This window comes from Cryobacterium sp. TMB1-7 (assembly GCF_004402435.1).
Classification (GTDB): domain Bacteria; phylum Actinomycetota; class Actinomycetes; order Actinomycetales; family Microbacteriaceae; genus Cryobacterium; species Cryobacterium zongtaii.
The window spans coordinates 249,058-262,561 of the sequence record NZ_SOFZ01000020.1; the positions used below are offsets into that span (position 1 = coordinate 249,058).

The following is a 13,504-nucleotide window of genomic DNA, read 5'->3' on the forward strand; positions in this document are numbered from 1 at the left end:
CGTTAACGAGGCGAACGGTGGTACTGCACATCCACCGTGCGGTCGGTGAATCCGAGGCTGCGGTACAGGCGAACCGGCCCGGCGCTCTCGGCCTCCACATACAGTTCCACGCTCGAGCAGCCGCGCCGCCGGAGGCGGGCCAGGCCCGCCAGCATGAGGGCGCGACCGAGGCCTGCGCCGGCGGCATCCGGATGCACGCCGAGCACGTAGATTTCGCCGAGCGGGGCGCCCGGTTCGATCTTGACCCAGTTGTAACCCAGGATGCGTCCGGGCGCGGCGTCATCCGTGCTCGCCCGGGCCAGCAGCAGGTCGCCGGCGTCGAACCAGGGTTCGGCCATGCGGGCGGCCAGATCGGCCTCGGTGACGGCGCCCTGCTCGGGATGCGTGGCGAAGACCAGCGCGTTCAGGCTCACCCAGTCGGCGTTGTCGCCGGGCTCGTCGGCGGTGGCCGCCCGGAACCCGGTGATGGCGACACCGTCGGGCAGCACAGGGGAGGCCTCGGTGTCGGCGTCGGTCAGCGGACGTTCCAGCTGCAGCAGGGTGCGCACGGCGCTGAAGCCGAACCTGTCGGCCAGGGTGCGGGCGCCGGGCAGGTCGCCGTGGGCCCAGGCGGTGAGGTCGCCGGACATGCCGCCCTCATCCTCGAACAGGCGGCGGAGCGCGGCGGTGGCGTGGCCGCGCCGGCGATAGCGCGGATGCACGACGAGGGCGATCTGCCCCTCCCCGACGATCGCGGCGCCGACAGCCTCTTCGCCCTCGAGCAGCAGCTGCGGGCTGCGCCGCCCCGACCGGGCATCGAGCAAGGCCTGTTCGTTGAACGGGCGGTAGCCATCCGTGTGCGCAGCCGCATCGGCCACGTCGTGGAAGCGTGCCGCGAAAGCGGCGTCGGACAGGTCAGGCGCCGACAGAGTGCGGGACACGATCTCCTTCTTCCTCGTACACGTTGAACCGGTAGCCGACGTTCCGCACCGTTCCGATCAGGGACTCCTGGTCGCCGAGCTTGGCGCGCAGCCGCCGCACGTGCACGTCGACGGTGCGCGTGCCGCCGAAGTAGTCGTAACCCCACACCTCGCTGAGCAGCTGCTCCCGGGTGAACACCCGCGACGGGTGCGCGGCGAGGAAGCGGAGCAGCTCGAATTCCTTATAGGTGAGGTCGAGCGGTTTGCCGTGCACCTTGGCGGAGTAACTGGCCTCGTCGATGACGACACCGGCGGCGCGGATGGTGGGGGAGGGCGAGTTGTGCGGGGTGCGGCCGGCGGCGAGCCGGATGCGAGCATCGACCTCGGCGGGGCCGGCGGTGTCCAGCACCACGTCATCGACACCCCAGTCCGGACTGACCGCGGTCAGACCGCCCTCGGTGATCACCAGGAGCAGCGGCACACTGCTTCCCGTGGTGCGCAGAATCTGGCAGAGCGACTTGGCGGCCATCAGATTGGACCGGGCGTCGACCAGAATCAGGTCGGAATCGGGCGCTGTGACGAGCTGATCGGCCTGGGCCGGAATGAGTCGTGTGCTGTGGGACAGCAACGCCAGGGCCGGTAGAACGTCATTATTCAGGGCCGAGGTCAGGATCAACAGCTGCGCCACGCAGGTCCTCCAAGTATCGTGCGGCCCATACTAGCGTGCCACGGAATGCGACTCGGGCGTGCAGAATGGGACAGTGAGCTGGAAGCGTTTGAGTGTAGTGATGATTTGGTTGGTCGCCGTCGTCTGTGCGGTGCTGACCGGCGTCCTTGTCGCCCCCGCGGACCGGCTGGTGTGGGTCAGCCTGTCCCTGGCCGGTTGTACGATCCTCACCCTGGCCGCCCAACTGTCCACGGGGCAGAAGGAAGGCTACGTGCACAGAGTCACGCTCAGCCTGGTGGGTGCCGTGCTCGTTCTCGGTGCCGCGACGGGGTTATTCGCCCTGATCGGCCTCGTATAACACTTCGCCTCACCTGGCGGCTTCCGGCCGGCCAACGGCTAGAGTTGGGGCATGTCAACGCTCGCACTCGAAATCCTGTTCCTGGGCCTCCTCGCGCTGGCCAGCCTGTCGATCGCCTGGGTATCCGGCATCGTGCTGTTCAAGCTGTTCCGGGGCCAGCGGTAACCCAGCGTGTACGAACTTCCGGTCGGCCTCCCGTCCGAACTCGTTCCGCTGTCGTGGCTGATCGGCGTCTGGGAGGGGTCGGGGATCCTCGACTACACAGTTGACGGCAAGAAGGTCACCCGTGAGTTCGGGCACCGGATCAGTTTCAGCCACGACGGTCTGCCGCACCTGAACTACAGCTCGTATACCTGGCTCGAGCCCGAACCGGCCGACCCGGATGCCGACGGCACCGTCGCCCCGACCGGTGCACCGGTCCCGCTGATGACCGAAACCGGCTATTGGCGGCTCAGCCGCCCCCAAGAGGCCGGCGACCCCGGCCCCGGCCTGTTGCCCGGTGTCGGGCCGGCGCCGTTCCAGACCGCGGAAGCCGTGGAGACGCTGCGGAACACCGACGGGGGTTTCGACATCGAGGTGAGCCTGGTGCATCCTGGCGGCATCATCGAGCTCTACCTCGGCCAGGTGAAGGGTCCGCGCATCGATCTCGCCACCGATGCCATCGTGCAGACCAGCGGTGCCAAGCCGTACGCGGCCGCCACCCGGCTCTACGGCCTCGTCGACAGCCATCTGCTCTGGGCATGGGACATCGCCGCGCTCGGCCAGGACCTGCAATCGCACGCGTCCGGACGGCTCAGCCGCGCGTCCTGACCGGCTCGCTGCGCACCGTGACCGGGCGCAACCGGCTGAGCCCGAACACCGCCGCGCCGGCCGTGATGACGGCCACGGCGATCAGCAGCACGTAGAGCAGCACCGAGCCGTACCCTGTCACCGGGTTCAGGAACGGGTACGGCACCCAGCCGTCCGTCGCGCCGCGCACCAGGACAACCGCGCACCAGAGCACCGGATAGACCAGCACCACCCACAGGCGGCGCCACGGTAGCGGCCCCCGGTCAGCCACGAGCGCCCAATCGAGCAGGCAATACACCGGGAAGACAACGTGCAGCACGGTATTCGCCCAGGGCAGCTCCACGCCGCCGGGCAGGCCGACAAGCAGGGTGTTGTAGACCAGGCCGACGACGATCATGTATGCCGTGGTCGCCGCCCTGGCCAGGACCAGCCAGGCCGGCGCCGTCCGGCCGAGCAGCACCAACACCGCGGTGGCGCTCAGCGCGGCGGCCGCCAGGAGGTTGGACTGGATGGTGAAGAACCCGAAGAAGTTGAACGGGTTGATGGTGGCCCGCGACGCCGTGGAGAAGAACGTGGCGCCGACGGCGATCAGGGTCAGTGCCGCCGCACTGAGGCGGAGTGCGGCGATCGAACGGGCGGGAAGACGCATTTATAGCTCCTTGCCGGGTGACGGCCGGGACGTGAGGGGAATACGGGGGACCGCTCAGACCGTTGGGCTAGCATATGGGCCGGAGTTCCCCCCTGTCGACAGCGCTCAGGCGGTCTCGTCGGCAGGGCGCCCGGAGCATTCACCGAAGGAGAGCTCGATGACCACCACCGCCGAACCGCTCGCAGCCGCCGCAGGGTCGCCGCTTCTCGAACTCGACGGCGCCGTGCAAGCCGACGGCATCGACGTCGGCGTCGCCGCGCACTACGGGAGCCCGAACACCGAACAACGCAAGCTGCTGGCCGGGACGGCCATCGTGGACCTGTCCCACCGCGGGGTGCTCTCCATCGCCGGCCCCGACCGGCTCACCTGGCTCAACTCGATGTCCAGCCAGGAGCTGCGCGGCCTCACTCCCGGCCAGTCCACCGAGACCCTGCTGCTCGACCCCGCCGGCCACCTCGAATACGCCATCGCCCTGATCGACGACGGAGTGGAGAGCTGGCTGCTCGTCGAGGCCGCCGAGCTGCCCGGCCTGCAGGCCTGGCTCGACCGGATGCGGTTCACCCTGCGTGTGCAGGTGGTGGACCACACCCTCGCCTACGCCACCATCGGCACCATGGCCGCAGACCCCGCGGCGCTCCCGCTCGGCCCGGCGAGCCCGAACGGGGTGCCCTTGGTCTGGCGCGACCCGTGGTCAGAGGTCGCTCCGGGCGGCTGGCAGTACGCCGCCGACACCGACCACCCCGGCGCCGCCTGGCACTGGACTGAGGTCCTGATCCCGCGGTCGTCGTTGCCGGCTCTGCGTGACGCCATCGCCGCCGGCACCGTGCTGGCCGCGGGGATCCTGGCCCTGGAGGCGCTGCGCATTGCTGCCTGGCGCCCCCGCGGCGCCCTGGACGCCGACGAGCGCACGATCCCGCACGAACTGGACTGGCTGCGCAGCGCCGTGCACCTGAACAAGGGCTGCTACCGCGGTCAGGAGACCGTCGCGAAGGTGCACAACCTCGGCCACCCGCCGCGCCGGCTGGTGCTGCTGCACCTGGACGGTTCCGATTCGGTGTTGCCCGCGCACGGCGACGAGGTGCAGGGCGACAGGTTCGTCGCCAACGCCGCACCCGAGCGCCGCACCGTGGGCGCCATCACCTCCAGCGCCATCCACTACGAGCTCGGACCGATCGCCCTCGCCGTCATCAAGCGCACGGTGCCGGGAACGGTGACCCTGCACGTGCTCTCCCAGGGCCTCTCGATCACCGCCAGCCAGGAGGTCATCGTGCCGGAGTCGGCCGGGTCCGTGGCGGAGATCCCGCGGTTGCCGCGGTTGGGCGTGCGGGTTCCCCGCGGCTGAATGCGGGGTATCCGGCGGGACTTTCGTCACGCAGACGGGTACGGTGTGTCCGCGTGCGCCTCGCTAGAGTTGGAGCATGTCTGCTCCCTATACCCTCATCCTCCTCCGCCACGGCAACAGCACCTGGAATCAGCAAAACCTCTTCACCGGTTGGGTGGATGTGCGTCTGAGCGACCAGGGCCGGGCCGAGGCTCTGCGCGCCGGCGAGCTGTTGGCCGAGTCCGGTCTGCTGCCGGACATCCTGCACACCTCCGTGCTCACCCGCGCGATCCAGACCGCGAACATCGCCCTCGAAGAGGCCGACCGCCTCTGGATCGACGTCAAGCGCTCCTGGCGCCTCAACGAGCGCCACTACGGCGCTCTGCAGGGCCTGGACAAGGCCGAGACCCTCGCCACCTACGGTCCGGAGCAGTTCCAGACCTGGCGTCGTTCGTTCGACGTGCCGCCGCCCGTGCTCGACGACTCCTCCGAGTGGTCCCAGGCCAACGACGCGCGTTACGCGGACCTCGGTGACGACCTGCCCCGCACCGAAAGCCTCAAGGACGTCATCGCCCGGATGCTGCCGTACTGGGAGTCCGACATCGCCGCGGACCTCCGCACCGGCAAGACCGTGCTCGTCACCGCGCACGGCAACTCGCTGCGCGCCCTGGTGAAGCACCTCGACGGTGTCTCCGACGCCGACATCGCCGAGCTGAACATCCCCACCGGCATCCCGCTCGTCTACCGCCTCGACGAAGACCTCAAGCCGATCGGCGCCGGCGAGTACCTCGACCCCGCCGCTGCCGCAGCCGGCGCCGCCGCCGTCGCGGCCCAGGGTAAGAAGTAACCCACAGCCCAACAAAAAGCCCCCGTCGCTGACGGGGGCTTTTTCGTGTGCGGATGCGACCTATTCGGTCGGCGTCGGCTGGTGCCAGTCGCCGGTGCCCAGGTACTGCACCTTCTTGGCGATCGACACCGCGTGGTCGGCGAACCGCTCGTGGTAACGGCTGGCGAGGGTGGCGTCGACGGTGTCGGCGGCCTGGCCCTTCCACGTCTCGCCGAGCACGGCGTCGAACACGCTCAGGTGCAACGCGTCCACCTTGTCGTCCTCGTTGCGGATGTCCTCGGCCAGCTGCATGTCCTCGGTGGTGAGCAGCTCGGCGAGCATCTTCGCGATCTTCACGTCGAGAGCGCCCATCTCGGCGAACGTCGGGCGCAGGCTCTTGGGGATCACCTTGTCGGGGAACCGGTACCTGGCCAGCTGCGAGATGTGCGTTGACATGTCGCCCATCCGCTCGAGCGATGCACTGATGCGCAGTGCGCTCACGACGATCCGCAGGTCCCGGGCCACCGGCTGCTGCCGGGCCAGGATGGTGATGGCCAGCTCATCGAGCTCAACGGTGAGGGCGTCGATCTTGTCGTCGTCGGCGATGACCTCTTCGGCCAGCGCCACATCGGACTTGTTGAAAGCCTGGGTGGCCTTCTCGATGGAGATGGCCACGAGGCGTGCGATCTCGGCGAGGCGGTCCTGCACCTCGGCGAGCTCTTGCTGAAATACTTCTCGCATTGTGTCTGTGGTCCTTCCTGGTCGCGCCAAAGCGCGCGAACGCATGAGACCCGCCTGGCCCCCGAACAATATTGGCGAACGAGGGTTAACGGCAGGTGCCGTGCGACTGAACAATTACCAAAGTAGCGTGTGCCCACCCTTGCCGTCGCGATCGACTCGTGCCAGAGTCACTAATCTGGTGAAATGGAATCGACCTGGCTTGTGTTGCTGTCTCTGGCACTGGGCCTCACCGTCGGTGCCGGGTTCGTGACCTTGCTGTATGTCGCGGAACGGCACGGCAAGCGGGCCGCCGAGGTGGTCAACCCGGCGGTTCCGGACGGCATAGACCAGGTTCTCGACGCGTTGGAGAGCGCCGGGCTGGTGCTGGACCCGTCGAACAACGTGATCAAGTCCTCGCCGGGGGCGTTGAACATGGGGCTGGTGGTGAACCAGCAGCTGGCCCATCCGGAGCTGCTGGACCTGGCCCGCGGCGTGCGCCGCACCGGAGAGGCCGTGTCGGAGGAGCTGGTGCTCTCCAGGGGCCCGTTCGGCGACGCGAGCATGCACCTGCGGGTGCGGTTGGCCCGGCTGGGCTCCCGCTACGTGCTGCTGCTCGCGGAGGACCGCACCGAGGCGTTCAGGCTCGACGAGGTGCGCCGGGACTTCGTCGCCAACATCAGCCACGAACTGAAGACCCCGATCGCCGCCGTCGGGCTGCTCGCCGAGGCCCTCGGCCACGCCGCCGACGAGCCCGTGCAGGTGCGGCGTTTCGCCGACCGCCTCACCACCGAGGCCGGCCGGCTGGCCCGGCTCACCCAGGAGATCATCGAACTCTCCAGGCTGCAGGCCCAAGACGCCCTCCGGGAACCTGAACTGCTCGACATCGACGACATCGTGGCCGCCGGCATCGACCAGAACCGGGTCGTGGCAGATGCCGACCGCATCACCATCGCGTTGGGCAAGAAGTCCCGCGCCAAGGTCTACGGCGACGAGAGACTGCTCGTGATGGCCGTGCACAACCTGGTCGCCAATGCCGTGCACTACTCGGCGCCGGGCTCCAGGGTCGGCGTGGGGGCGCGAGTGTCGGACGGGGTGATCCAGGTCACCGTCACCGACCAGGGCGTCGGCATCCCGGAGAGCGACCTGGACCGGATCTTCGAGAGGTTCTTCCGCGTCGACCAGGCCCGGTCCCGCAACACCGGCGGCACCGGCCTCGGCCTGGCCATCGTCAAGCACGTCGTGCAGATCCATGGCGGCGACATCCGGGTCTGGTCACAGCCCGGCCATGGTTCGACCTTCACCATTCGCCTGCCAGAGGCGACCCACCCCGCACCAGCGGCGACAGGAGACACCCCATGACCCGAATCCTTCTTGTTGAAGACGAGCAGGCGCTGAGCGAGCCGCTGAGCTTCCTGCTGGAACGGGAGGGCTACGAGGTGACGGTGGCCGAGGACGGCCCGAGCGCCCTCGCCGAATTCGACAAGGCCGGTGCCGATCTGGTGCTGCTGGACCTCATGCTCCCCGGCCTCCCCGGCACCGAGGTGTGCCGGGAGATCCGCACCCGCTCCGCGGTGCCGATCATCATGCTGACCGCCAAGGACTCCGAGGTGGACATCGTGGTGGGGCTCGAGCTGGGCGCCGACGACTACGTCACCAAGCCGTACTCGACCCGTGAGCTGCTCGCGCGCATCCGGGCTGTGTCGCGCCGGCACACCGATCCGGCCGAAGAGGATGACGGCGTCCTCGCCGCCGGCACCGTGCGGATGGACATCGAACGGCACACGGTGTCGGTGTCCGGCGCCGTGGTGAACATGCCGCTGAAGGAATTCGAGCTGCTCGAGTTCCTGCTGCGCAACGCCGGCCGGGTGCTTACCCGCGGGCAGCTGATCGACCGCGTCTGGGGCACCGACTACTTCGGTGACACCAAGACCCTCGACGTGCACATCAAGCGCATCCGCTCGCGCATCGAGGCGACGCCGTCGGAGCCCACGATGCTCGTCACCGTGCGCGGGCTCGGCTACCGCTTCGAGGCCTGACCCGCCGGGCGGCCATCCGCCCCTGAAACATCAGAATGCCCCGTGACCCAAGGTCACGGGGCATTGTGATGCGGTTCGCGGAAGTTACGGGGCCGTGGTGGCTTCCGGGGTCGCCGCGGGCGCCGGGACCTCGGCGGCGGGCTCCGTCGGTGTCACCGTGGGAACCGGAGGTTCGGTGGGCACCAGGGTGGAGTACTCCGCCAGGGTGCCGTCGAGCACCGGCACGAGAAGCTCGAGGCCGGTCAGGTCGCCGTACTGGAAGTACACCGGGAACAGCGAACCCGCTGTTGCGTTGAGGTTCTGGACGGCGACACTCTCGCCACCGGGGATCCCGATCTCGGTGGTCGCGTTGGCGTCGATCGTCAGGGTCGTGTCGACCTTTTCGTCGACACCCTCGTACTGCACGAGCAGCTCGATGTCTTCGTCGGCGCTGTTCACCACGTGCACGACGAGGTTGGCGTTCTCACCGTCCTCGGTGATCAGCATCGCGTTGCGGATGGCCAAGTCGCCCAGGTCCCCGCTGACGCCGTCGCTGGCGTCGTACTGGATGGTCGTCGCCTGGGGGGCGAACAGATTGCATCCGCTGGTGCCCAACAGGATGCCGGCCGCCACTACGACGGTTGCCATGGTTCGCGCTCTCACAAGACCTCCACAAGAGTTCAGCGTTCAGCCCAAGTGGCGTGAACGCTGCAGATTTGGCTCGAGTTTACCTTACGGAATCGTGCCGGGCAGGGCGGACCCTGATGAGCCGCGAATATCCCCTCAAAAGGGTGCCGGGGAGGGGTGGTATCATAGACGTTGCTGAAGGGATATCAATACATGTTATTTGAAGTCGGCGAAACAGTCGTTTATCCCCACCACGGCGCTGCGACGATCACCGAGGTGAAAACTCGCATCATCAAGGGTGAAGAAAAACTGTATTTGAAACTCAACGTCACCCAGGGGGACCTCACCATCGAGGTGCCCGCCGAGAACGTCGATCTTGTCGGTGTGCGCGACGTGATCGGTCAGGACGGCCTCGACCGGGTCTTCGAGGTCCTGCGCGCTCCGTTCACCGAAGAACCCACCAACTGGTCACGCCGGTACAAGGCCAACCTGGAGAAACTTGCCAGTGGCGACGTCATCAAGGTGTCCGAGGTCGTGCGCGACCTGTGGCGCCGGGATCAGGACCGCGGCCTGTCAGCCGGGGAGAAGCGGATGCTCGCGAAGGCGCGGCAGATCCTCATCTCCGAACTGGCCCTGGCCGAGAAGACCGACGAGGACCAGGCATCAACCGTGCTCGATGAGGTGCTCGCCTCGTAGAAGATCCTGTTCCAACGACAGGCGGCACCCCGCGGTGCCGCCTTTCGCACGTTCAGCCCCAGCCTCACCCAGCCCTTTCCACCCTGCGTCACCGCGCCCCACCAGATAGCCTCCAGACATGACTGAATTCCCGGTATCCGCCGTCGCGGTCATCGTCGTCGCCGCCGGCAGCGGCAGCCGGCTCGGCAGAGACCAGCCCAAGGCGTTCGTGCCGCTGGGGGACCGCAGCATCCTCGAGCACGCCCTCGCCGGCGTGTTCGGCCTGAACGAACCGGCCCAGGTCATCGTGGTGGCGCCCGAGACGCACCTGGCCGAGACCAGGACCATCGCCGGCCGCGTCGCCGGCCCCGCCGCATGGTACCTCGACGTCGTCGCCGGCGGCGACACCCGGCAGGCATCCGTGGCCCGCGGGCTCGCCGTGGTGCGGTCCGGTGCCACCGTGGTGCTCGTGCACGACGCCGCCAGAGCGCTGACCCCCGCCGTTCTGATCGACGCCGTGGTGGCCGCCGTCCGCAGCACCGGCCACGGAATTGTGCCCGGTCTTCCCGTGGTGGACACCATCAAGAGCGTCGACGCGGCTGCCACCATCCTGGGCACCGTCGACAGGTCACAGCTCTCCGCCGTGCAGACCCCGCAGGGCTTTCCCCGCGCCATGCTCGACGCCGCCTTCGCCTGGGCCGCGACCCTGCCGTCAGCGGATGCGCAGGATCTCACCGACGACGCGGCGCTGGTCGCCGCATCCGGCAACACCGTCAGCGTCATCCCCGGTGACCCGTTGGCATTCAAGGTCACGACCGCCTGGGACCTGCGCCGCGCCGAACTCCTGCTCCGCGACGACGTCGGCGCACCGGCATCCACCGACCCGCGGGTGGGTACGGGGCTGGACGTGCACGCCTTCGATGACACCAGCGACCTGTGGCTGGCCGGCCTGCACTGGCCGGGGGAGCGGGGCCTGTCCGGGCACAGCGACGGTGACGCCGCCGTGCACGCCATCTGCGACGCCATGCTCGCCGCCGCGGGGCTGGGCGACATCGGCCAGGTCTTCGGCACCGCAGACCCCCGCCTCACCGACGCACACGGCGAGGTGTTCCTCACCGAGACCCTGCGCCTGGTCACCGAGGCCGGCTACAGGGTCGGCAACGTGACGGTGCAGATCATCGGCAACCGCCCCAAGCTCGCCCCTCGCCGGATCGAAGCCCAGGAACTGCTCACCGGCATCCTGCACGCCCCGGTGTCGGTATCGGCGACCACCACCGACGCTCTGGGCTTCACCGGACGCGGCGAGGGCATCGCCGCCCTGGCCACCGCACTGCTTCACCCGATCAGCCCCACCCGAGCATCCGACCGACCCTCGCCTAAACTGAACCAGTGAGCATGCGACTATACGACTCGAAGGCCCAGACCCTTCGCGATTTCCTGCCGATCGTTCCGGGCAAGGTGGGAATCTACGTCTGCGGACCCACCGTGCAGTCGTCGCCGCACATCGGTCACCTGCGCAGCGCCCTGGTCTATGACCAGCTGCGCCGCTGGCTCAGCTACCGCGGCAACGATGTCACCTTCATCCGCAACGTCACCGACATCGACGACAAGATCCTCCTGAACGCTGCGGGCACCACCGAGCAGTGGTGGGCGCTCGCCTACCGCTTCGAGCTCGAGTTCACCGCCGGTTACCAGAAGCTGGGCATCCTGGCGCCCACCTACGAACCCCGCGCCACCGCGAGTGTGCAGGAGATGCAGGACATCATCGGCCGCCTCATCGACAACGGGCACGCCTACCCGGCCGCCGACGACTCCGGCGACGTGTACTTCGACACCCGCAGCTGGCCCGCGTACGGCGAGCTGACCCGGCAGAACCCCGACAACATGGAAGCGGCCACCGACGCCGACCCGCGCGGCAAGCGCGACGCGCGCGACTTCGCCCTCTGGAAGGGTCACAAGGCCGACGAACCTGCCTCGGCGGGCTGGGTCTCCCCGTGGGGAACCGGCCGGCCCGGCTGGCACATCGAATGCTCCGCCATGGCCGCTCGTTACCTCGGCCCGCAGTTCGACATCCACGGTGGCGGCCTCGACCTGCGCTTCCCGCACCACGAGAACGAGCTGGCCCAGTCCAATGCGGCCGGTGACGGTTTCGCGAACTTCTGGGTGCACAACGGCCTGGTCAACACCAACGGCCAGAAGATGTCCAAGTCGCTGGGCAACTCGGTCTACGCGGCCGAGCTGCTCGACCAGGCCCGCGCCATCGTGGTGCGCTACTACCTCGGCGCCGCGCACTATAGGTCCACCCTCGACTTCCACGAGGGGTCGCTGGCCGAGGCCGAGGCCGCCCTCGAACGCATTGAGAGCTTCCTCGACCGCGCCGACCGGCGCCTGGCCGACACCCGCTTCGCCGGCTCCGGCGTCGAGATCGTGCCGGATGACTTCGCCACGGCCATGGACGACGACCTCGCAGTTCCGCAGGCGCTCGGCGTGCTGCACGACACCGTGCGCGCCGGCAACGCGGCCCTCGACGCCGAGGACCTGCACGCGGCCGCGGCCGCGCGCGGTCAGGTTCTCGCGATGAGCGAAGTCCTCGGCATCAACCCCCTGTCGCCCGGCTGGGCCGTCGCGACAGATGAACCCGCCATGGTGGCCCTCACCGCCCTCGTCGAGCGCCTGCTCGACGACCGGGAGACCGCCAGGCAGAGCCGCGATTACGCGGCTGCAGACCGTATCCGGGACGAGCTCGTCGCCGCCGGCATTACCATCGAAGACACCCCGTCGGGTGCACATTGGAGTTTTGACTGATGAAGAACACAGATCGCAAGTCGCGCACCGGCGCGGTGCGCAAGGGCAGCAGGGGACCGCAGGTCGGTTCCGGCGGCCAGGGCCGTCAGGCTCTCGAGGGCAAGAAGCCCACCCCCAAGGCCGAAGACCGTCCGTACCACCCCGCCGGTAAGGCCAAGGCCGCCAAGGACCGCTTCGCCGCGGCCGGCGGCGGCCGCAGCCGCGCCCCGGGCGGCTCCGGTGCCCCGCGCACCGGCCGCAACACCGGAACCGGCAACACCGGCGGCGGCGGTTCGTCTACCCGCAAGGCAAAGTCGGATGCCGAGTTCGAGGTCGTCACCGGCCGCAACTCGGTGCTCGAGGCGCTGCGCGCCAAGATCCCCGCGTCGGCGCTGTACGTGGCCACCCGCATCGAAATGGATGACCGGGTCAAGGAAGTCCTCAAGCTCGCCACGACCCGCAACATCCCGGTGCTCGAGGTCATGCGCCCCGAAATCGACCGGCTCTCCGGTAAGGACGCCGTGCACCAAGGCCTCGCGCTCAAGGTGCCCGCGTACGAGTACGCGCACCCGATCGAGCTGCTCGACCTCACCATCAGCCGCGGCCACAAGCCGCTGTTCGTGGCGCTGGACGGCATCACCGACCCGCGCAACCTGGGTGCGATCATCCGCTCCACCGCGGCGTTCGGCGGCCACGGCGTCATCGTGCCGCAGCGGCGTTCCGTCGGCGTGACCGCGTCGGCCTGGAAGACCTCGGCCGGTGCGGCCGCCCGTCTGCCCGTGGCCATGGCTCCCAACCTCACCCAGACGCTCAAGGCGCTCAAGGAGCGCGGCATGCTCGTGATCGGCCTCGACGGCGGCGGCGACACCGAGCTGCCCGAGCTGGGCCTCGGCTATGCCGAGCGTCCCATCGTCGTGGTCGTCGGCAGCGAGGGCAAGGGCCTGTCCCGCCTCGTCACCGAGACCTGCGACGCCATCGTGTCGATCCCGATCAACGCGAACACCGAGTCGCTGAACGCCGGAATCGCCGCCGGTGTCACCCTGTACGAGATCTCCAAGCTGCGCGCCGAGGCCCTCGCGGCCAAGGCCGCCAAGGCTGCCGCGGCGGCGGAGGCCTAACCCGCCAGGTTGTTCGTCTGAGAACGGCGTGGATCGTCCCTTCGGGGTCGGTCTGC

At 68.7% G+C, this 13,504-nt stretch carries 15 protein-coding genes; 10 read left to right on the top strand and 5 right to left on the bottom strand.

Translation table 11 applies throughout. The features are described 5' to 3' along the window. Window positions 1-2: 2 nt before the first annotated feature. Both mshD and E3O60_RS08235 read right to left on the bottom strand, forming a co-directional pair. On the bottom strand, window positions 3-920 hold the full coding sequence (gene mshD / locus E3O60_RS08230) for a mycothiol synthase (RefSeq protein ID WP_241993227.1): 918 nt from the start codon (window positions 918-920) through the stop codon (window positions 3-5). Then, window positions 895-1,587: a response regulator transcription factor gene (locus E3O60_RS08235; RefSeq protein WP_088457064.1), complete on the bottom strand. Its 693-nt coding sequence runs from the start codon at window positions 1,585-1,587 to the stop codon at window positions 895-897. Before E3O60_RS08235 ends, mshD begins: the two co-directional genes overlap by 26 nt. Before the next feature lie 100 nt (window positions 1,588-1,687). On the opposite strand from E3O60_RS08235, the gene E3O60_RS08240 reads away from it, so the two are divergent. After that, the gene (locus E3O60_RS08240) at window positions 1,688-1,924 is read left to right on the top strand and encodes a hypothetical protein (RefSeq protein WP_088457063.1); all 237 of its coding nucleotides are present in this window, start codon (window positions 1,688-1,690) and stop codon (window positions 1,922-1,924) included. Between the two features lie 171 nt (window positions 1,925-2,095). Continuing rightward, window positions 2,096-2,734, top strand: a complete 639-nt coding sequence (locus tag E3O60_RS08245) for an FABP family protein (RefSeq protein ID WP_103459220.1) — start codon at window positions 2,096-2,098, stop codon at window positions 2,732-2,734. On the opposite strand, the gene E3O60_RS08250 is transcribed toward E3O60_RS08245, so the two are convergent. Beyond that, window positions 2,718-3,362, bottom strand: coding sequence for a Pr6Pr family membrane protein (locus E3O60_RS08250; protein ID WP_088457061.1), 645 nt, complete (start codon window positions 3,360-3,362; stop codon window positions 2,718-2,720). The genes E3O60_RS08245 and E3O60_RS08250 overlap by 17 nt on opposite strands. 157 nt (window positions 3,363-3,519) lie before the next feature. On the opposite strand from E3O60_RS08250, the gene E3O60_RS08255 reads away from it, so the two are divergent. Then, on the top strand, window positions 3,520-4,704 hold the full coding sequence (locus E3O60_RS08255; RefSeq protein WP_134497748.1) for a folate-binding protein YgfZ: 1,185 nt from the start codon (window positions 3,520-3,522) through the stop codon (window positions 4,702-4,704). Window positions 4,705-4,780: 76 nt separating this feature from the next. Further along, complete coding sequence (locus E3O60_RS08260) at window positions 4,781-5,530, top strand: phosphoglyceromutase (RefSeq protein WP_088457059.1); 750 nt, start codon at window positions 4,781-4,783, stop codon at window positions 5,528-5,530. Window positions 5,531-5,590: 60 nt separating this feature from the next. Here the strand turns inward: E3O60_RS08260 and phoU are convergent, their stop codons facing one another. Next, window positions 5,591-6,250 (bottom strand): phosphate signaling complex protein PhoU, encoded by a 660-nt coding sequence (gene phoU / locus E3O60_RS08265; protein WP_088457058.1) that lies wholly within the window; start codon window positions 6,248-6,250, stop codon window positions 5,591-5,593. 183 nt (window positions 6,251-6,433) lie between these two features. Between phoU and E3O60_RS08270 the strand changes: the two genes are divergently transcribed. Both E3O60_RS08270 and E3O60_RS08275 read left to right on the top strand, forming a co-directional pair. After that, entirely contained in the window at window positions 6,434-7,588 is a 1,155-nt protein-coding gene (locus E3O60_RS08270) for a cell wall metabolism sensor histidine kinase WalK (RefSeq protein WP_088457057.1), read from the top strand. Continuing rightward, window positions 7,585-8,265 (top strand): response regulator transcription factor, encoded by a 681-nt coding sequence (locus E3O60_RS08275; RefSeq protein WP_088457056.1) that lies wholly within the window; start codon window positions 7,585-7,587, stop codon window positions 8,263-8,265. Before E3O60_RS08270 ends, E3O60_RS08275 begins: the two co-directional genes overlap by 4 nt. 84 nt (window positions 8,266-8,349) lie before the next feature. Here the strand turns inward: E3O60_RS08275 and E3O60_RS08280 are convergent, their stop codons facing one another. After that, window positions 8,350-8,892 (bottom strand): hypothetical protein, encoded by a 543-nt coding sequence (locus E3O60_RS08280; RefSeq protein WP_088457055.1) that lies wholly within the window; start codon window positions 8,890-8,892, stop codon window positions 8,350-8,352. A 192-nt stretch (window positions 8,893-9,084) separates the two neighbouring features. Between E3O60_RS08280 and E3O60_RS08285 the strand changes: the two genes are divergently transcribed. The 4 genes from E3O60_RS08285 to rlmB all read left to right on the top strand — a co-directional run bounded on the left by E3O60_RS08285 (window position 9,085) and on the right by rlmB (window position 13,448). Next, window positions 9,085-9,567, top strand: a complete 483-nt coding sequence (locus E3O60_RS08285) for a CarD family transcriptional regulator (protein ID WP_088457054.1) — start codon at window positions 9,085-9,087, stop codon at window positions 9,565-9,567. A gap of 118 nt (window positions 9,568-9,685) precedes the next feature. Further along, the gene (gene ispD, locus E3O60_RS08290; RefSeq protein WP_134497750.1) at window positions 9,686-10,939 is read left to right on the top strand and encodes a 2-C-methyl-D-erythritol 4-phosphate cytidylyltransferase; all 1,254 of its coding nucleotides are present in this window, start codon (window positions 9,686-9,688) and stop codon (window positions 10,937-10,939) included. Continuing rightward, entirely contained in the window at window positions 10,936-12,351 is a 1,416-nt protein-coding gene (gene cysS, locus E3O60_RS08295) for a cysteine--tRNA ligase (protein ID WP_088457052.1), read from the top strand. Before ispD ends, cysS begins: the two co-directional genes overlap by 4 nt. Beyond that, window positions 12,351-13,448, top strand: coding sequence for a 23S rRNA (guanosine(2251)-2'-O)-methyltransferase RlmB (gene rlmB / locus E3O60_RS08300; protein ID WP_134497752.1), 1,098 nt, complete (start codon window positions 12,351-12,353; stop codon window positions 13,446-13,448). Before cysS ends, rlmB begins: the two co-directional genes overlap by 1 nt. Window positions 13,449-13,504 lie beyond the last annotated feature (56 nt).